This is a genomic window from Candidatus Eisenbacteria bacterium, assembly GCA_018831195.1.
Lineage (GTDB): Bacteria > Eisenbacteria > RBG-16-71-46 > CAIMUX01 > JAHJDP01 > JAHJDP01.
This window is the reverse complement of the sequence record JAHJDP010000078.1, coordinates 1-19466: the sequence shown is the minus strand read 5'-3', so window position 1 is coordinate 19466 and position 19466 is coordinate 1. Positions and strand designations below refer to the sequence as shown.

At 53.2% G+C, this 19466-nt stretch carries 12 protein-coding genes; 8 read left to right on the top strand and 4 right to left on the bottom strand.

Going from position 1 to position 19466, the window contains the following annotated elements:
* Positions 1 to 3: 3 nt before the first annotated feature.
* From KJ970_13680 to KJ970_13670, 3 genes are all read left to right on the top strand, one after another.
* Complete coding sequence (locus KJ970_13680; protein ID MBU2691965.1) at positions 4 to 873, top strand: MBL fold metallo-hydrolase; 870 nt, start codon at positions 4 to 6, stop codon at positions 871 to 873.
* A gap of 115 nt (positions 874 to 988) precedes the next feature.
* Positions 989 to 2665, top strand: a complete 1677-nt coding sequence (locus tag KJ970_13675; protein ID MBU2691964.1) for an FGGY-family carbohydrate kinase — start codon at positions 989 to 991, stop codon at positions 2663 to 2665.
* A gap of 91 nt (positions 2666 to 2756) precedes the next feature.
* Positions 2757 to 4274, top strand: a complete 1518-nt coding sequence (locus KJ970_13670) for a fucose isomerase (GenBank protein ID MBU2691963.1) — start codon at positions 2757 to 2759, stop codon at positions 4272 to 4274.
* Between the two features lie 6 nt (positions 4275 to 4280).
* Here KJ970_13670 and KJ970_13665 read toward each other — a convergent pair whose 3' ends face one another.
* Positions 4281 to 6023 (bottom strand): right-handed parallel beta-helix repeat-containing protein, encoded by a 1743-nt coding sequence (locus KJ970_13665; protein MBU2691962.1) that lies wholly within the window; start codon positions 6021 to 6023, stop codon positions 4281 to 4283.
* Positions 6024 to 6987: 964 nt separating this feature from the next.
* Here KJ970_13665 and KJ970_13660 point away from each other — a divergent pair.
* Complete coding sequence (locus tag KJ970_13660) at positions 6988 to 8094, top strand: T9SS type A sorting domain-containing protein (protein MBU2691961.1); 1107 nt, start codon at positions 6988 to 6990, stop codon at positions 8092 to 8094.
* Between the two features lie 137 nt (positions 8095 to 8231).
* On the opposite strand, the gene KJ970_13655 is transcribed toward KJ970_13660, so the two are convergent.
* A complete protein-coding gene (locus KJ970_13655) occupies positions 8232 to 10673 on the bottom strand; it encodes a hypothetical protein (GenBank protein ID MBU2691960.1) in 2442 nt (813 codons plus the stop codon).
* A gap of 341 nt (positions 10674 to 11014) precedes the next feature.
* Here KJ970_13655 and KJ970_13650 point away from each other — a divergent pair, with 341 nt between their 5' ends.
* The 3 genes from KJ970_13650 (at position 11015) to KJ970_13640 (ending at position 14154) form a co-directional block, all read left to right on the top strand.
* Positions 11015 to 12397, top strand: coding sequence for a sigma-54 dependent transcriptional regulator (locus KJ970_13650; protein MBU2691959.1), 1383 nt, complete (start codon positions 11015 to 11017; stop codon positions 12395 to 12397).
* Positions 12398 to 12712: 315 nt separating this feature from the next.
* Complete coding sequence (locus KJ970_13645; protein ID MBU2691958.1) at positions 12713 to 13678, top strand: hypothetical protein; 966 nt, start codon at positions 12713 to 12715, stop codon at positions 13676 to 13678.
* A 68-nt stretch (positions 13679 to 13746) separates the two neighbouring features.
* Positions 13747 to 14154: a response regulator gene (locus KJ970_13640; protein ID MBU2691957.1), complete on the top strand. Its 408-nt coding sequence runs from the start codon at positions 13747 to 13749 to the stop codon at positions 14152 to 14154.
* On the opposite strand, the gene KJ970_13635 is transcribed toward KJ970_13640, so the two are convergent.
* Positions 14131 to 14415 carry a hypothetical protein gene (locus KJ970_13635; GenBank protein ID MBU2691956.1) on the bottom strand — a complete coding sequence of 95 codons (285 nt, stop codon included), beginning with the start codon at positions 14413 to 14415 and terminating at the stop codon, positions 14131 to 14133. The genes KJ970_13640 and KJ970_13635 overlap by 24 nt on opposite strands.
* 154 nt (positions 14416 to 14569) lie before the next feature.
* On the opposite strand from KJ970_13635, the gene KJ970_13630 reads away from it, so the two are divergent.
* Complete coding sequence (locus KJ970_13630) at positions 14570 to 18406, top strand: PQQ-binding-like beta-propeller repeat protein (GenBank protein MBU2691955.1); 3837 nt, start codon at positions 14570 to 14572, stop codon at positions 18404 to 18406.
* 112 nt (positions 18407 to 18518) lie between these two features.
* Here the strand turns inward: KJ970_13630 and KJ970_13625 are convergent.
* On the bottom strand, positions 18519 to 19466 hold a 948-nt coding region (locus KJ970_13625), incomplete at its 5' end, for a choice-of-anchor D domain-containing protein (protein MBU2691954.1).

Here is a 19466-nt window from a genome sequence, read left to right as displayed (position 1 = left end):
TCGATGAGAAAATACGCTGTTGGCTGCATCATAATGGCCGCCCTTTTCTTCCTGGCCGGAGCGGCGGAGGAAAAGAAGCTCCCCTCGCGCGTCATCCTTGTATCCCCTGATTCTCAGACAAACCCGCTCACGCTGACCTATGTGGCCAATATGGGCGTTCTGATCGGCTCGGGTGATTCCAAAGTGCTGATCGACGCCCTGTTCGACAAGCCGAATCCGGCCTACCGGGCGCCCGCGCCGGAGACTCTTGAAAAAATCATCAAGGGCGAAGCGCCTTATGACGGCCTCGACTTGGTCCTGGTGACACACAATCATCCCGATCATTTCAACCCCGACGTCGCCGTCCGCTTTCTGGAGGCTCGGCCCAGGCCGGTTCTCGTGGCCCCGGCCGACGCGGTCGAGGAAATGTGCAAGATCGCGGCCGATTGGTCGAAAATCGAGCCCCGGGTGATTTCGCGCGACCTCAAAGTTGGGGAAATCGACAAAAGGACCGCGGCCGGAATCCCACTCACCATCGTCCGCACTCTCCACAGTGGCAACCGGGAATCTCCCATGAACCTGATGTATCTTTTCGACTTGAACGGCCGGAGAATTTTCCACGAAGGCGATTCTCCGGGAAGACCGGAAGTGTTTCAAGGTTTCGGTTTGGAAACGTCTCCGGTCGACCTGGCCGTCGTTCACCATTGGTTTCCCACCCGACCCGACATGGCGAAGCTTCTGCAGGACATCTTCCGGACGAGCCATATCGCCCTAACCCACCTTCCGATCGAAAAGGAAGGCACCGCGCCGGGAATCATCGATCAGGTCCGGAAGGACTATAATGACATCTTTCTTCTGCTTCCCGGGATGCCGGCCCGTACCTTTCTGCTCTAACGGCTCAACCGCCATCCTTGTCACATTCCCTCGCTTGAAGCTAAAATGGCCACGCGGCGTTGAATTTTTCGAACAGGCGCCGCGCTGAAAGTTTAACGAAACAAGCGAGGCGGACATGCGGGATCTCTACATCGGCATTGATGTCGGTACCGGAAGCGCGCGGGCCGGTGTCTTTGATCAGCAAGGAATGATGCTTGGTTCAGCTTCGCGTGAGATTCAGTTGTTCCATCCCCAGCTTGATTATGTCGAGCAATCTTCATCCGATATTTGGAGAGCGGTGTGCGCAAGTGTAAAGACCGCCATTGAGGAATCCCAGGCCGATGTCTCCGAGATCAAGGGGATCGGTTTTGATGCCACCTGTTCGCTTGTCGCTCTGGACGGCGATGACAATCCCGTCACGATCAGCCCGACGGGGCAAGATGAGCAAAATGTCATTGTCTGGATGGATCATCGGGCCGTTGATCAGGCTGAGAGAATCAACAAGGCCGGTCATTCCGTGCTCCAATATGTTGGTCATGTGATTTCGCCTGAGATGCAGACGCCAAAACTGCTCTGGCTGAAAGAACACCTGCCGCGCTCCTGGAACCGCACCCGGCGTTTTTTCGACCTGCCTGATTTCTTGACTTACAAGGCGACGGGAAATGATACCCGCTCGCTTTGCAGCACCGTCTGCAAGTGGACTTATCTCGGCCACGAGAAGGGGGAAGGGGAGTCTGTAGGAAGGTGGGACGATTCGTATTTTGAGCAGATCGGCTTGGGTGATTTGGCCGCGGATCGATTTGTTAAAATCGGTGTGCGGATCCGGCCGATGGGTGAATCGATCGGCGGCGGTTTAGCCGCGAAGCCGGCGGCCGAATTGGGGTTGAACGAGGGGACCGCCATCGCTGTTTCGATCATCGATGCGCATGCCGGCGGCATCGGCATGATCGGGGCGGGTCTCGATGGATCGAACCCGGCCGCGGACGACCTGGAAACCCGTCTGGCGCTTATCGGCGGCACCTCCTCCTGCCATATGGCCGTTTCGCGAGAGCCGAAATTTATCAAAGGGATATGGGGACCGTACTATTCCGCCATGATTCCAGGGATGTGGCTGACGGAAGGGGGGCAGTCGGCGACAGGCTCTTTAATAGATTTCGTTATATGCAATCACGGCGCCAGTCTCACATTGCGCGATCGCGCCCGATCTGAAAAAAAGACGGTTTATGAAATCCTCAATGAACGCCTGACTCGACTCTCAAGGGAACAACCCTATCCGGCGGCGTTGACGAGAGAACTGCATGTCTGTCCCTATTTCCATGGAAACCGGTCTCCCAGGGCAAATCCAAACCTGCGGGGGATGATCTCCGGTTTGCGGATGTCGGCGACACTTGACGATCTGGCGATACTGTATCTGGCGGTCATTCAGGCGATCGCGCACGGCGCCAAGCATATCATTGACGAGATGAATCGGCATGGGTACCGCATCAAGACGATTTTTGCCTGCGGCGGCGGCACAAAAAATCCGGTCTTTCTGAAAGAACATGCCGACATTACGGAATGCGCAATTGTTCTCAACAGAGAGCCGGAATCGATGCTGCTCGGGAGCGCGATGCTCGGCGCTGTCGCCTCTGGACGCTATAAAAATCTGCGGCAAGTGATGCCGGCGATGAGCGGCGCCGGTGATATCATTCATCCCGGCGGCGGTGAGATCGCGGCGTACCACCAAAAAAAACATGAAGTCTTTCTGAAATTACATGAGGATCAACTTGCCTACCGGTGCATCATGAACGGAGATCATTGCAGTGACCACTAATCCATCAAAGCAGGCGGAGCGCATTCTGCTCGTCGCCAGCGGCGATTCCCGCCTTGCGGCGAATCAAACCTGTTGGCCGGCGCAGGAGCGGATGGAGAAAGATCTAAAAGGAGCCGTCGAGGAACTCGGCTGTCGCCTCGAGCGGGCGCATCCTTATAAGGAGAGAGAGCAACACGGCTTTATCGCGAGCCAGAGGGAAGGACTCGAGGTTTTTGCCGGAATTGATAAACAGCGCCCGATCATCATCGCCGAGAGTGTCTGGCAGTACAGCTATCATGTGCTGCCCGGACTTATCGATCACAAGGGTCCGATTCTGACGCTGGCCAATTGGTCGGGAACCTGGCCGGGCCTGGTGGGGATGCTGAATCTCAACGGCTGCCTGACCAAAGCCGGTATAACCTATGCCACGCTCTGGGGTGAGGATTTCACCGCTGCCGATTTCAGGAAAAAGTTAAAGCAATGGCTGGAGAGCGGAGCCATCGACCATGACACGAGCCATGTCATTCCTCTGCGGAATCTACCGCTGCCGGACAGGGCCGCCGCCGTCGCGGATTCGATCGCCGAAGATATCCGCAGGAACAAGTCAATCCTCGGCATCTTCGATGAAGGCTGTATGGGGATGTACAATGCGATCATTCCGGACGAGCTGCTGTTTCCATCCGGCTTTGTCAAGGAACGCCTGTCGCAGAGCGCCCTCTATGCGGCGATGCGGCAGACGCCGGAAAGCGAAGCCCGCGACGTTTACCGCTGGCTCGTCGGCAAGGGGTTTACCTTCAAGCTCGGCAGCGACGAAGCCACCGAGCTCACCGAAGCCCAGATACTGGAACAATGCAAAATGTATATCGCCGCCCTTAGGATCGGGGATCGATACGGGTGCGAGGCGATCGGCATTCAATACCAATTGGGATTGACGGATTTATGCCCCGCCTCGGATCTCGCGGAGGGGCTGCTCAATAATTCAGACCGGCCGCCGGTGAAAAATGCCGCCGGCGAGGTTATTCGCGGCGGGCTGCCGTTCGTGCACTTCAACGAAGTCGACGAATGCGCCGGCATCGACGGCATACTGACAAACCGCGTTCACCGGGCCCTCGGACAGCCTCCCGAGACGACATTGCATGATATCCGCTGGGGGGATGCCGACCGGAGCGGGTCGACGGATGACTATGTCTGGGTCTTCGAAATCAGCGGCGCGGCGCCGCCGGCGCACCATATCGGCGGCTACGCCGGGACGGTGGGGGAGCGCCAGCCGCCGATGTATTTCCGCCTCGGCGGCTCGACTTGCAAAGGGGTGGCGAGACCGGGGGAGATTGTCTGGAGCCGCATCTTCATCGAGAACGGTCAACTGCATATGGATTTGGGCCGGGCGAAGGTCGTCGAGCTTCCGGAGGAAGAGACGGAAAGGCGCCTGCGCGAGACAACCTATCAATGGCCCGTCATGAATGCGGTTCTCTATGGCGTCACGCGCGATCAAATGATGGCCCGCCATAAGGCCAATCATATTCAGGTGGCCTATGCCGAGAATGCCGAAGCGGCCGAACTATGCCTCTACACGAAGGCCGCCCTGGCGGACAAGCTCGGTATGAATGTTTCTCTTTGCGGATGTCACTAAGGCCGGTCATCTGGCCAGGATCACCTTCTCCGATTGAATCATCCCCGGTATGACAATTCGCGCGAGGTAAACGCCCGGCGGCAACGGCTCCCCCTTGTCGGACTTGCCATCCCAGACCGCCTCCCGATATCCGGCGTCCTGCAAGCCCCCCATTAAACGGCGTACCACCCGGCCGGAGACGTCATGGATCGTTAGACGGACGGGAACGGATTTGGAGAGACTGAAACCCAACCGTGACCCATCCTGCGTGGGATTTGGGAAAACGGTGAAATTCAGTTGTGGATGAATCTCAACGCCGGGAACAGAAGCGCCGGAGCATCCGATGCCGCGGGCGCCGATGTAGCCGCAATCGTCGCCGTCAGGGTGATTTCCGGGAGCGCAGGGGGATATCTCAGCGATTGTATAATCCTGAGGATCATGCCCACAGAAAACGGGATTCACCGAGATATTGCCGTCCGTGCCGGTGGGGTCGGAGAAGCCGCTGTAGTTACTTTGATCGTTGTTCCACACATCGTTGCAGCTCACCACGGGGGCGGATCCCCACATCGTCGCGATCCCCCCGCCGAGGCCGTTGGAGCTTTCGAAGGTGTTATTACAAACGAGGCATTGGATTATGGCCGGAGTGCCGCTTGGATAAAAGACACCCGCTCCATAAACGTCGTACTCGCCACTCAACGAATTGCCGGCAATGGTGTTGGATCTGAGGGTGTCACCCTGAAAGTAGACTCCGCCTCCAAGACATGAAACATCCCGTTCCCAACCCGATTCCCAAATGAAATGTTCGGCTATGTTCTCCACAATCAGGTTCAGGACGAGCTTCCCATCGCTCCAGACGCCGCCGCCATAGCTGTGAGTGTCGAATATCGAGTCATCGGCATGACAGCGATTTCCCTGAATTGTATTGTTGGATGCCGTCCCTGGAGCCAAGAGGGTCAGACCGCCGCCGGAAGTGCTTATGCCGTCGGCCGTATTTTGATAGATAATGTTGTCCTCGACGAGACAATTCGCCCATAAGCCTCCGCCCTCGGCGGCTTCAACAAAACTCCCGGTCGAATTGAAGGAAATATCATTCTCATTGATGAGACAATCTGACGCGTCCGCGACCGAGACATAGATACCGCCGCCCGCTCCGCTGACGCCGCTGCTTTCGTTGGATTCGATCTGATTCCCCTTGATTCCGGCGGGAAAAGGGAGCCCGATATCGGAGCGCAAATAGATCCCTCCGCCCCATGCGTTATGTGTGTCGCTCTGTGATCGGTTGGAGCGTATGACGTTTCCTTCAATCCATGGCGAAGATCCTTCGATAGCACAGATTCCGCCTCCATAGGGAGTTGCTATGTGCCCCGAGTAATTCTGCTCGATGATGTTGTTCAGGATCGTTGGAGAGGATCCGATAATCTCGATTCCCCGGTTGCTGATGGGAGACCAGGACTCACCACCGGTTATAGTGAAACCCATGATCACGAGACCGCGCCCCTCACCGGCCGAGACGAGAATCGCCGGTCCCGCCGTTCCCCCGTTGATGGTTGTTGATGCCGCGTCATGGAGGGAAAGCAGGGCGATCTCCCGACCCTGAAAAACGACATTCTCCTGGTAAGTCCCCGAATCGACAAGAACCGTATCTCCGGCGGCGGCGGCGACGACTGCACTTTGAATTGTCGGATAGGGAATCGGGACCGTGAGGACATCCGCATGCGCCGAGGAAAATAAGAAGGAGAACAGCACAAAAATAAATGCTCTGAATTTCATGGTCTCACCTCCTTTTGAATTTAGGTTTGAACAGCAGGTTATCCTGAGACCGGCGGGGAATCACGTTCGTCCAAGCGGATATATAATACCATCTGTTGGATGAGGAAGCAAGAGAAACGCGATCAGAAGTGAAAGGTGCCGGTTACAGGTCTTGCATCTTGTACACCAGCTCATGTGAGCGATTTCAAAGCTTGATTCAGGTCACCGATAAGATCTCCGGAATCCTCGATGCTGTCTGACGGAGAAAGAAACGAGCTGTCGCCGTTGGTCACGCACAGACCGCCCCAGTTGATCCGCGAAGATATCCGGGAATTAACCAGTGTCAAAAATTTCGATGACATCACTTGAGGTTTGAGTTGGGATACTTGCGCGATAAGGAGAAGCGCAGGAATTGTTCGAAAACAGTCCCAACCGGGATCTCCGGCCGGGTTGCAGGGGCGAGGTCCGCCCTTATGAGAAATGGCGCGCAGTGGCGCCCGTCAGGTTCAGGAAGGTTGCGTTGAGCTTGCAGAACGGACAAGCGGCTGCAGTCGACAACCTGCGGTTGACATCATGGCGGAATTCTCACGCCGCCGGGACGAGATCATAATGCCCGGGCGTGGGGGTCGCCTCCGGCGGATGATGAATTTTGGCCTTGAAACAGGGGTTTTGGGACGGGAGGCGGGCGTCGGCGGGACACCTCTGCCTATACCGGTTGGCTGGCACGCACTTCGCATAGCATCAAGACTGGGAGCTGCGGAACCATTTTGGAAACCACATTGATCAGAGTCGGTCAAAGGGGATTGCAGCTGAGACGCCTATCACCTGGGGCACCCCCGCGACGCCGTCCGCAGCTTAGTACTGGAATCCTATCTAATTGGAAGCGCGATGGCATCTGTGCGAGATGCGCGGTGGTGAAATCTGTAAAATTCGATCTCCCCGCACGGCTCCATGGATCCCGCAAACACACTGACGGAGGTAGACCATGAGACATCTGATTCCCATCCTGATCCTAACACTTACTTTTGTCGCGACACCGGCTGTTGCATCTCTGGCCACAATGGTTGAGGTTCCGGGGTCGATCGACTGGACGGACACAGGTATCACATTGATGGAGGGCGATGTTGTTCTTCTTCTGGGTCATGGACGGATTCACACGGACCCACTGTCACATTCAAACAATTGCTACTCTCCCGCCGGTTCGGCCGCGGGCGACGCTGGGGCGGATTACCCGCTTCCAGGGGGGAGTTGTTATGCGCTTTTGGGGCGGATCGGCGAAGGCGACATCTTTGTTGTCAGTGACTTCAAGATGCTGACGGCCGGCGCTTCGGGGCCGCTCTATCTCGGGCCCAATGACAATTTTGTGTCGGACAATCACGGCGTCTGGGACGTGGTCGTGTTGCCGGGTGTGGAGTGGTACGGTTGGACGCGCGTGGAAGACAACAACGGCTGGGTCGATACCGGATTCGATATTGGAATGAATGAAGAAGTTTGCTTCACGGCCTCCGGTCGTTTTTTTACCTCCTCAGATTTCTATACCGGTAATCACACAGGACCGTCCGGGCAAGGTTGGGGCGCTGGAAGCGGCAGCTATCCAGCGCCGGATCTTACCGGGATGTCTCTCGTTGGCCGCATTGCCGATTGCGATCCCTTTCCCATTGGTGATCTTATGTACAAGAACTTCCCGGATTGCGAGGGGCGTCTGCACCTCTGCATCAATGATCAGGGATGGGGTGATAATCACGATTCGACCTGGCACGTCTTCGTCGCATCAACCGGGGCTGTGAGCTCCATCGCGAACGGAAATCCGGTAATCCCTGGAGTCGAATTCTCGATGTTCCCCAATCCTGCCCTGGCTCGTACCCACATCGCCCTCGATCTACCCGAAGCCGGACCTGTGAAAATACAAGTGTTTGACGCTTCCGGTCGCTCAGTGGCCACCCTTCTGGACGAGACATTATCGGCCGGCCGGCATGAGATCGAGTGGAACGGCTGCTCCACTAACGGCCGTCCCGTCGCCCCAGGTGTCTATTTCTGTCAGTCGACGACTGAATCACAGGTATTGGTGCGAAAACTATCTATTGCACGATGACAGGGAACAGCCCGCTAATGCGATCGCTCTCGGAGAACTGGGGGCGATCGCATTTAATTATACGCCTTTTCAAATCAGCCATCCTCGCCTCTTCTTCGGCCTGATAAAGCCTTAATATGGAAACACATCCCCATTTGCTAGATTTCCGAAGCTGACGGAACGATAATGGTCATCGTTGTACCAATTCGTGGCTCCGATACCTCGACAAATATTCTTCCGCCAAAATCTTTTACCGCCATACGGGCCTGATAGAGCCCCAATCCACCTTCTTTTTTAGTCGTCACACCACGATCGAAAAGTGTTTTGCGAATAGCAGGCTCAATGCCTTTGCCTGTGTCGATGACCCGGATTTCAATCGTTTTCATCTCTTGTCGGATATCTATTGTAAGTCTTCGATTCTGAGAATCCGACATGGCGAGCGCCGCATTGGTTATTAGATCGTCCAAAATCTCATACTGCAACCGATGGGGATCAATATGGGCGAGGAAATTGCCTTCACCTGAAACTTTGACACCATAATTCAAAATATTGTGTTCTCGGAGAAATTGACGTTTCATTGAGAAGGTCGCATTGACAGCATCAAGCACGTCACATGTGAAAGAAATGCGGAAGGCCATTCTGAGATCTCGAAAATAATCATCAAAACGCTTGATTCTCAGACCGGCCGATCTAAATGCGTCAATGGAGACGATTTTTTTTGAATTCAGGGATTCCGTGAGGTGATCGAGATCCTTTTGGATACTATGGAATTCGGATAAAATGTCTTTTGGCGTGAATCCCAGGTCTTTTAAGACCTTACCAAATTCAATGATTTCATTGACTGCCTGTGGTAATGTCTTCCTCATGGTCGATACTGTTTCTGAAACAGCCCGACGCCACTCTGCATCAGACAATAAATCATCATTGGCGGCTTGAAGCAAAGTGGCCGCGCGAGCCAGAACAGCGCCCGGTTCTCCATGGCCAAACGCCGTAATTTGCGTCAGAGCAATACGATATTCAGCCTGAGAACGTTCCTTTTTTGAACCATCTCCCCTCCCTTTGAATAGAATTGAAGAAATTCCTGTTTTATAAATCCGAGATACAGCAATCGCAGACAGGAGAATTCCGATGAAAAGACCGGCGACGACAAAAAGAACTGCAGCCGGCCATTCACGGCTGGCGGCGCCCCGGGAGGCCGCTCCAGAAGAAGCTGAATCTGAACGTCGAAGAGTGAATCCCAGCAGTTGGTGACCAGTGCTTACAACCACCTGTTGGCGGCGCGGGCCCCAATGAAGAATCGCGGGTTGACTGATCCTATCGGCCCTGAATTGTTTTTGGGCCAATATGCTTCCATTTGGCGAAAAGAGAACCAAAACCTTCCCTCTTTGGGCTGTTCCCAGAAGATCGGGCTTGCCATCACCGGTAATATCGTCAATTTGAGTCACATTCAGGTCTTCTGCACCGGGAATTTGGATTTTTAAACTCAGATCTCGATTAAAAATGAGGACTTCCGAGCTGGTCCGCGTTACAATCTCCTTCCAGCCGTCTCCATCGAGGTCAATGACGATTGGCGCCCCTTCAAGATAGGCCCCGGTTCTGATTGATTTTTTTATTTCCAAAGTCAGCGGATTGAAGATCCAAATATTCCTATTCGCGTTCGCATACTGCATATTACCGCTCAGGGTGACAATGACCTCTGGAATTCCATCTTGATCTATATCGTCCATTACCATCTGTGGATTTGTACAAGATCCGGCAAGTCTTTTCCTTTTTAGCAGTCTCCCATTGGCATCGACAAGAAACAAATAACTATCACCGTCATCAATGCCTCCTTCAGTCGATCCATTACTGACGGAATAAGCTCCGATTAGAAGAAGCAATTTTTCAGATTCTGAATCCCAGATTGGAAATACATGGCCAGAACCTATCGGCGGCCCCGCCCGAAACATCCATAGGGTATCTTGGCCGGTGACGTCATAGGCGATCAGCCCACGGGGTTTTTTATCGAAACCACTAAAAACGCGGACCAAGAGTTCGGCGTCACCATCCCTATCCAAATCCACGGCCCGGCAGGGTTCAGCCACGCCGTCCCACTGGCCGCTCGCATTGAGATCAGGTCCCCGGACTGAGGCGGTCCGGGCGATGAGATGGTCTCTGACGCTGAAGATCAGGCCCCAGGCTTCTGAACCTTTCTTGCAGGAAATGGACACGTCAACGGCGCCATCGCCATTTAAATCATCCTGGTAAGATCTGATCAACTTCGAGAAATCTGTAAAGTTCCTTTGCGCAACAGTGAAAGCATTGCCGTTGGGAAAATCATGCCAGATTATGGAAACCGTTTTATCATCCGGCCACTCAGCACTGGCCGTGACAAGCTCATCCCAACTGTCCCCATCATAGTCTCCAATAGACCAATCATGAATTTTGGCATTGTCGTTGCCAAACTGAAAGCTTTCCTCAAAGACAAACGGAGTATTGGACGCACCATCTATTTTCAGTGTGTCGAGTACGATTGGAGATTCAAAGTCCGATTCTTGATTGGATCCGGCAGATACAGATAGAGCGAGAAGGCAGCCAATTATATAAATAAACCAGGACACAAGGTGGTTCTCCTCCCTTTCTCTGAGAATGAAACAAGCTGGAATATTTAAAATGTCATGATTGCCGACTCATATTGAAGGTCTAAGCATATTCCCGGTTTCAGGATCCGCCGCCGTTTTAAAGCCTGGATGCTATAGCAGGAACAGGATACCCGCATCTTGACCCAGAGTCAAACCCATAACTTTGAATAAGACTCTAAATTATTCGACCTGTAATGTGGTTGACCCTTTGCCACTATTTGGGGAAAATCCTGCTGAGAATGTCTTCACATCAGGGCGCAGGCTGCTATTTTGGGGGGCGGTTCAGAGCGCCCACATCAGCTGGCAGTACGGGGATTATCATGACGCGCAAATCTGCAAATGAGGCGAAGCCCAGAATTCTCATTGTCGATGATGACAAGGAGTTTGCGTCGGCGCTGGGTTTGCTCTTGGGCAAGCATTTCCATATCGAGTCTGCTCATGATGGGAAGGAGGCCCTGGCGCGTGTCGACAGGCAGGGATTCGATGCCTATCTGTTGGACTATGACTTAAAAAGCGATATGGATGGCCTTGAAGTTTTGCAATCGATTCGGTCAGTGGACCCTTATGTTCCCGCCATAATTGTCACTCGGCATGATCAGCCGGAGACGATCCTGAATGCGGGACGCCTGGGGGCAACGGACTTCTTCAGCAAAGGCTCCTCAATAGAACTCCTATCACACCGGCTTAAGGCAGCACTCGAGAAAGCGACGGCTGAAAGAAGAAACGAAGCCCTGCAGCGGATGGCGGATAAGAATTGTGGGGATTTTGTGGGCCAAAGCGAGGTTATTCATCAAATCCGCGCAGATGTTGAGACGGTGGCGCCTACAAATAGCACAGTATTCATCACAGGAGATTCCGGGACCGGCAAAGGCGTTCTTGCCCGCCTGATTCATACGAAGAGCAAAAGAAGCGGTGGGCCCTTTATAGAAATTAATTGCGCGGCCGTTCCCGAGGGACTGGTCGAGAGCGAACTATTCGGGCATGAGAAGGGATCATTTACCGGCGCGACGGCAGCGCGCAGAGGTTGTTTCGAGCTTGCCCAAGATGGAACGCTTTTTTTGGATGAAATCACGGAAATGCCGATTCATCTTCAACCAAAACTTCTGCGCGTCCTGCAATCAGGCGAATTTAACCGGCTGGGTTCGGAGCGGGTGGTCGCAACCAATAGCCGCATCATCTGCGCCACGAACAGAAACGCAGATGCCGCGGTGCAGGATGGATCACTCCGGGAGGATCTCTTCTTTAGAATAAATGTCATCCGACTTACAATCCCACCCCTCAGAGAACACCCCGAGGATATCATTATTCTGGCCCGGCATTTCATACGACTCAAGGCGATGGAACAGGGGAAAAGGATTCCGGCGCTGAGCAAGGCCGCTGAATCGATCCTCACGGGCTATTCATGGCCCGGCAATATCCGCGAGCTGGAAAACGTGATGGAACGGGCCATTGTTTTCTGCCGGTCCGGTGAAATCGGACCCGGACTCTTGGGTTCAATCGGCGAAGGCGCAGGCTACGTCACAATGGGCTGGGAAGAAGCTCGGGAGCTGGCTCTCAACCGATTTGAGCGCAGTTACCTGACACTTGTCCTTCGGCTACACAACGGTTCGGTGTCAAAGGCTTCCAAATCAATGGGCGTTTCCCGTCAGGCCATCTATAAAGCCTTTGAAAGAACAGGGATTGATCCTGAGTCTTTCAGATAACAAATGGACCATGGAGCTGATTCCGCCATCCTGCCGGCTTCTTATATTGCCCTGGATCTGGGCCAATCCCCGGACACCGGCGCGTCAACCTGCCGTTGACAATTTCAGGTGCCGGGGTAACGAAGCCGTCAGTCTATTGAAGCGTCATGACTCCTTCAGAACTCTTCAAAGTCACTGCGGCTCTTTGTCATCCGATCGATAAACCTTCCCCATCATTCGGTTTTGAATCGGCCCGGAGTAGTGGCACTATTCCTGCAATTTAACTCATCGTTTGAATTCATTCGGAAAGGGCGGCATTAGGAAAGGAATGATGAAATGGACTCGGAATTCGTGCTGATGCTGGCAATCGGGATTATTCCCCTTGTGGCCATAGCCACATTTATAATCGCCCCAAAGAAAAACCGTCTGCGTGATAGATGGATAAAACTCAGTATACTGCCGGTCATAGGTATCGTCTCTCTCATCTGCTTGCTCACTTTGCCGAAGCCCAAGGTTTCTCCCGCACAGGCAAAGCCCGGTAGCAAGTCGAAATCGACCGTGCGGCGTCTTGAAAAATACGGCGGCGATCTTCCAAATGGTCTGGCTGGAATAGCGCTGGCATTGATCCTACTGTTGGTGCCCTTGCATCGTATACTCGGAAGCGTCTTCATCGTTGTGGCGATTTTGATGGTTCTTTTGGTTGCCGCATTTGCATTTGGGAATTTCGGCCTTCTCAGGATCGGGAAAAGAGCGGGACGAATTGCCGGCGTTCTCTTGCTCGGAGATGCTCCCGAATCGAATGAAAATACCAATCGGTGTCTCTGCGGATCCAAGGAAGCGAAGTGGAAGAAATTCGACCTCGATATTAAGGGCAAAATTGCCTGTCCAATCTGCGGACACACTGTCTGTGGGAGCTGCATGGATGTCTTTTACTTCCCCGAAAAACGGGAGTTGATCAATCGGGAGACCTTCCACGATGTCGGACCATTTCAAGATCTAGTTATGGATATTTATAATGTAAAGGAGCCGCCGACATATCTTGCCTTTCACAGCGCGTGCTTCTATGCGCTGGTCATGCATCATGGAATAAAGGACAGTCAGTATCCCTCGACTATGAATCGGTTGGTTCCAATGCTGGACACAACAGTGCGCGATTACATCTCCAAACACCAAGAAACAATCTCCCTTGTTCCCAAGCAAGTAGTACAAAATATCTTGCCCTTTCGACCCGGCGTGTTGACACCTGGTCGAGTGAAACTGGCGGCATTCGCCTACAATGTGTTTTTCAGGCCCGGCCGCTAAAGCATTGACTGTTGGTTGGTAGATGCGTGGTTCCCAACCGAATCCCAGGCAAATGGGCTGGCCCGAATATGAAACAGATCAAATCCATAAGGCCTATGATATTAGTCGTCGATGATGACTGTGACTTTGCAAGCGATCTTTCGATCCTCCTTCAGTCTCATTTTAATGTCATAACGGCCAGTGGATCCCAGGAAGCGCTAAAGTTATGCGCGGAAGTTAAACCGCAGGCGGCCATTCTCGATCTTCAAATGCCGGCATTTTTAACCGATGATCCCGAGATCGAGGGCGCAGAATTAGTTAGAGCACTCCGTGCCGAATTGAAAGAAGATCTTCCGATTATCATTGTCACAAGGGGTGTGCCCGATGTGCTTGCCGGGAGTCTGGACGAGAAAGTCGCGGGGATATTTACTAAGCCTATTATTGCCGGCAAGATCATCGAATTTATAGAAAGTCTACTTGCGGAAAAGGCAGGCTGATAAGATAAATACTCCAACTTCCGGAAGCTCGCCCCCAACAACAATCCCGCCGCCGTTGTTCCGGATCCCTGGATTCGGCCGCCGCCGCAGAAGACACCCACGATCAACATCACTATCTCTCTTCCCGGCGTCTCGCCGGATTCCGTCCTGACCGGGATCTCCAGTCGGGTTGCAGGGGCGAGGTCCGCCCGCAAAGCAGCCGGCAGGCCGGGGGATTGGGGGATCACTGGCCATGGCCCTGCCCAGTGTGGTTGATGTCATTCCCTCCTGTCTCTCCACCATCCGATCTGATATCATAGAGCCGGTTCCATGGTGGGGCCAGGCCGGAGGGGAGTCATGGATCTTGGGTCGGATGACATATTTGGAAGCAACAGGGGCGAGCTCGCATAGCTTCCGAGAGCCTGGAGGATCAGCCATGAAAAGGAACTCTTTTGTACAATATAAAATGACTATGATCTTGTTTGGCGTTGCATTGTTATTGCTGTTTTCCGCCACGGCGGCACAGGGTGTTTCCACATATTGGCAGGCTGCTACGGGAGATTGGTATAATCACAGCAATTGGACCGATGGCATTCCATCCTCCGGCGACGAAGCCTTTATCAATAACGGTGGAACAGCCCTTATAGGCTCACAGGTTGGTTCAACACGTGACTTAACTCTCGGCGCTGGTATCGGGGAAAGCGGAACGGTCGAGATGAACGGCGGCAGCCTGATAGTCGAAGAATATCTATATATCGGCGACAGCGGAACAGGTCTCTTGTCCATTGAGAATGGTGCGGCTCTCTCTGAATCCGAAGCGATTACGGGTGTCTTTATCGGATACAGAGAAAATGGTGAGGGGAGCGTTGTTGTCAGCGGACCGGGCTCGATCTGGTCCAGGCCCTGGGGTTTGGAAATGCGGATCGGGGAAAATGGTCAGGGGAGTCTGGATATACAAGACAGCGGTCAGGTTTCCGGGGGCAGCGCATCGATTGGGACCGGAGCAACCGGGCATGGAATTGTGACCGTCACCGGCGGGGATTCAAATTGGCTCAATGCCGGCCTTTGGGTTGCCGAACTTGGCATCGGAGAATTATACATTGAAGCTGGGGCCACAGTCTCAACCTCTTATACGCAGGTCGGTGGTGTCCCCGGCGGCGATGGAGCTGTAACCGTTACCGGTGACGGTTCATCCCTAAACAATACCGAATATTTGATCGTGGCAGGCGCTAGTTTCGGTTCACTCACCATTGCGGACGGGGGCGAAGTCTCCGCCGAGTGGACTAGCGGTATTGGAGAATCAAGCGGTTCCTCCGGTACCATAACCTTGATTGGCGACAACTCGAACTTCATTTGCCAGGAAGATTTCGCCGTTGCCTTCGATGGGACGGGCGTCTTTACGCAAACAGGCGGAATCAGTATAATCGCCGGCAAGCTACTTCTGGGTTTCAATACCAATTCAAGTGGAACCTACGAGATATCCAATGGTTTTTTGGGGGCTGACTCGTTTTTTGTAGGTGTCGATGGCGATGGTATTTTGCAGATTTCAGGGGCCGCTGCGGAAATCGAAATATCGAGCCTGCTGAGTCTTGGACCGAATAGCACCCTGGCTGCTGTTCCCGGGGCATCAATCCACATGACCGGATCGAATTTTGAAAATCTAAGCACTGATGAGATTGCGTTGGCGGGTTTGGTGAACCTGGGGTTGATTTTCGAGGGCGGCGACGGCACTACCGATGAGGTGGAAGTCGGATGTGTGGATTATGGGCCGATTTCAGAGGGATATATAAACAACTTTGCACTTGGAAAGCTGACTATCGGAGATGCGGATGCGGGCATCGTCCAGCTTGTGGACTATTTTGATAATGGCAATCAGGTTGGACCGGAAGGTTATGATGAGGCACTGTATGTGGAAAGACTGGAATTAGGCGCCGGATCCGTTCTGGATTTGAACAATCTTCATTTGTACTGGCGTACGCAATTTGTCGACCATGGCGGCCTCATCATCAATGGAAATGTGATCCAGGTTGAATCACCGGGCGAGGATTGGTGGCCGATGGCCCATCACGATTTGAGCCATACAGGATACACATCCTCGTCGGCGCCTGACACAAATGAGATTGCCTGGAGACATACCACAGCGGAAGGCATCGATGCGGGACCGGCCGTCAAGGATGGTATGGTTTTTGTGGGAACAAACGATGGTGACGTCCTTTGTTTCGATGCCTTTTCCGGCAACTTATTCTGGACCTTTACGACAGGCGATGATGTGAACTCCACTCCCGCCATCGTCGATGGCAAAGTCTATATCGGATCAAATAACCACAGTATCTACTGCTTGCCCCAATTTGATCCCAATGGAGATGGTGTCATCGACCCCGGTGAAGTGGTTTGGTCCTATGCGACCGGTACCTCAGTTGGTTCTTCGCCGGCGGTTCATAACGGCAGGGTCTTTGTGGGATCGGTCGATCACAATATGTATTGTCTCGATGCCCTATCAGGTGATTATTTATGGAGCTACCTGACAGACGGATACGTTTGGTCGTCACCGGCCGTGGCGGATGGTAAAGTCTACTTCGGATCGCAGGATGGCAAGGTTTATTGTCTAAACGAGTTGACGGGAGAATTTATTTGGAGTTATACAACAGAGATGGAATATGTAGAGGGCTCTCCATCAGTGGCCTATGGCTATGTTTATATCGGAGCCTTTGACGGCCATATCTACTGCTTGCCCCAGGAAGATCCCAATAGCAATGGAGTTATTGAACCTGGAGAGGTGATCTGGAGCTATCATACCGGCGACTGGGTGGGGGCTTGTCCCGCAGTCGCCAATGGAAGGGTTTTTATTGGTTCAAGAAATGATTATATATATTGTCTCGATGCCTTCAATGGATCCGTCATTTGGTCATATCTCGCCGACTTTGCCGTCTTCTCCTCCGCCGCCATTGCCGACGGCAAGGTCTATTTAGGGTGTAATGCCGGCACCGTCTATTGCCTCGATGAGGACTCAGGAGACCTTATTTGGCGCTATTCAACAGGTGGCTCCGTATACTCATCCCCCGCTGTTGCCGCCGACCGGGTTTATGTCGGTGCTCGTAATGACGGGCTATACGCCTTTGGCCGACCGCTTTGCCAAGTTTCACCGACCTCCCTGGAATTCGGCTGTGTGGATGTCGGGGATTATCAAGATGCGGAATTCTCCATTAATAACACCGGCGAAGGACTCTTGGCCGGATATGTAAGCGCTTCCTGCGAACACTTCGAGATATTCGATGGCGAGGGCGCTTATAGCATACCGCCAGGGGAGTCTTGGATTGTAACAGTGCGTTATGAACCGGCCTCCTATGGAGAGCATGAATGCGTCATAGAAACAGGACACTATTCCTGCGGTGAGGTTATCTGTTCGGGCCTTGGAGCAGGGTATGATCCAATTGTGGATCCGAGACATTCTTCGGCGGAGTGGCGAGATCTACTAATTTTCGAGCCCAGGGCGTTGGTGTGTCCCGAAGGGGACGGCAGCTGGCTGTCTGTGAATGTCAGGGATCAATATAATGCCCCCATGAGCGGCGTTGGGGTGTCGGCGATATTTAATGCCGATTGTGAAATGTGTATATGCGATATTGAGGATGCGGTTACCGATAGCAGCGGAACCGCAGAGTATCATATCAGAGCCGGCCTCGATGTTTCACCAAGCGTGGACTGCTGCGTTGTTCAAACAACTGTTGAGTGTCTCGGCGTGACGATTCCCTGGACCGCAGCGAGTGGAGCGGAGGTCGACACAAGCGAATGGATCTCACCGGATTTAACCGGAGATTGTCTTGTTGACAGCGCCGACGTTGGCATTTTTATGACCGATTTTGGCGGTGTCGCCTGCAGAGCTGATTTTGATGGCAGTGGCACTGTCAGCGCTGCGGATTATGCTATTTTGATTCAGCATGAAGGTCATACCTGCGATCCGGTCGGGGATATTGAAGAGGATCCGTTTATTTTATCCCACATCGGAACGGGGATGTATAATTACCCTAATCCGTTTAACCTGTCTATGCATATAGCCTTTACTTTGTTGAAGCCCGGACGGGTTGTACTGCGCGTCTTCGATGTTTCAGGGCGGCGTGTTCGCACTTTGATTGATGGAAGGCGGGAGGCGAAGCGGCATGAGGTCACCTGGGATGGCCGTGATGATTTGGGAGGCGTCATCGCGCCGGGTATCTATTTCTATGTTCTTGATACTCCCGACCAAGTCAAAACGGGAAAGGTTATCTATTTGAAATAAGGGCATGTGTCCTCAAGGCAAGCAGGGGCACCGATCCTGACAGCTGTAGATATCCCTCCAGATCCTCTTCGCCTGGCAACGCCGGCGCGGGAAACAACCTGGGATCATATGATCATCGCAACAAGGCGCAAGTCCTCGTTTTACTTTTCCCGTCCATTCTCAGACGATAGAAGTAGATGCCGCTTGCCACCGGCTCACCACTACTGTCCCTGCCATCCCAGACGGACGTATAGCGTCCGGCATTCTCCACTCGATTGATGAGCGACCGTATCTTTTTACCGGATATATCATAAACCTCCAGCCGAACAAGCCCTTCCGCCGGCAATGCGAACTCGATCATTGTACTACCTCTGATCGGGTTTGGACGGTTTTGGTAAAGCTGGATGCTGGCAACCGGCGTTGTTATCCCTACACTGAGTTCAGCGGCTACTCGTCCGGAAGCAATCACCGAGATAGAGTAGATGTATTCCACATCAGATTCCGTGGATGTATCGATGAATGTATACCGATCCCCGTTATGCTCAATCAATGGGGCCTCAAATTCATGATTCTCGCCGCCGCCGAATTTTGATCTGGAAACCTCGAAAGAGATCTCGGATTTCACATCGAGCAACTCAAGAATCCAGTGGATCTCAACATGATCCTTCTGCCAGGCGGACCAAGACTCCTGAATCGCGACGGATGAGTTATACTCTCCCTCGCCGGCGCAATAGACAGCTTCGCAAACAGCGCCTGTCTCTATCGTACAATTGTGAATGCCGAGCGACGTCGGCTCATACCGCACTGTCACCTCGACCGAATCATCCGCGCCGAGGCTGTAGGGACCGCCACCTGCGATGATGCTGTAGTGATCACACGACTCGCTCACCGTGCCGGTCAAGGTGTTTCCACCGGTATTGGTGATCGTGAAGTTTTGATCGGAGTGTTCGCCGATATAGACCTCGCCGAAATCAAGGGAGGTCGGAGTCACCTGGCACTCAGGGGGCTCCACACCGACAGCGGTGAGAGGGACATCATTACAGAGGAGGGTTCCCGATATAAATACTATACCGGTCTTTGG

Bases quoted from the DNA above. Each gene is read 5' to 3' on its own strand.
- KJ970_13640 (MBU2691957.1), top strand. From the start codon at position 13,747: ATGAAACAGATCAAATCCATAAGGCCTATGATATTAGTCGTCGATGAT.
- KJ970_13665 (MBU2691962.1), bottom strand. From the start codon at position 6,023: ATGAAATTCAGAGCATTTATTTTTGTGCTGTTCTCCTTCTTATTTTCC.
- KJ970_13650 (MBU2691959.1), top strand. From the start codon at position 11,015: ATGACGCGCAAATCTGCAAATGAGGCGAAGCCCAGAATTCTCATTGTC.
- KJ970_13635 (MBU2691956.1), bottom strand. From the start codon at position 14,415: ATGACATCAACCACACTGGGCAGGGCCATGGCCAGTGATCCCCCAATC.
- KJ970_13675 (MBU2691964.1), top strand. From the start codon at position 989: ATGCGGGATCTCTACATCGGCATTGATGTCGGTACCGGAAGCGCGCGG.
- KJ970_13660 (MBU2691961.1), top strand. From the start codon at position 6,988: ATGAGACATCTGATTCCCATCCTGATCCTAACACTTACTTTTGTCGCG.
- KJ970_13680 (MBU2691965.1), top strand. From the start codon at position 4: ATGAGAAAATACGCTGTTGGCTGCATCATAATGGCCGCCCTTTTCTTC.
- KJ970_13630 (MBU2691955.1), top strand. From the start codon at position 14,570: ATGAAAAGGAACTCTTTTGTACAATATAAAATGACTATGATCTTGTTT.
- KJ970_13645 (MBU2691958.1), top strand. From the start codon at position 12,713: ATGGACTCGGAATTCGTGCTGATGCTGGCAATCGGGATTATTCCCCTT.
- KJ970_13670 (MBU2691963.1), top strand. From the start codon at position 2,757: ATGGAGAAAGATCTAAAAGGAGCCGTCGAGGAACTCGGCTGTCGCCTC.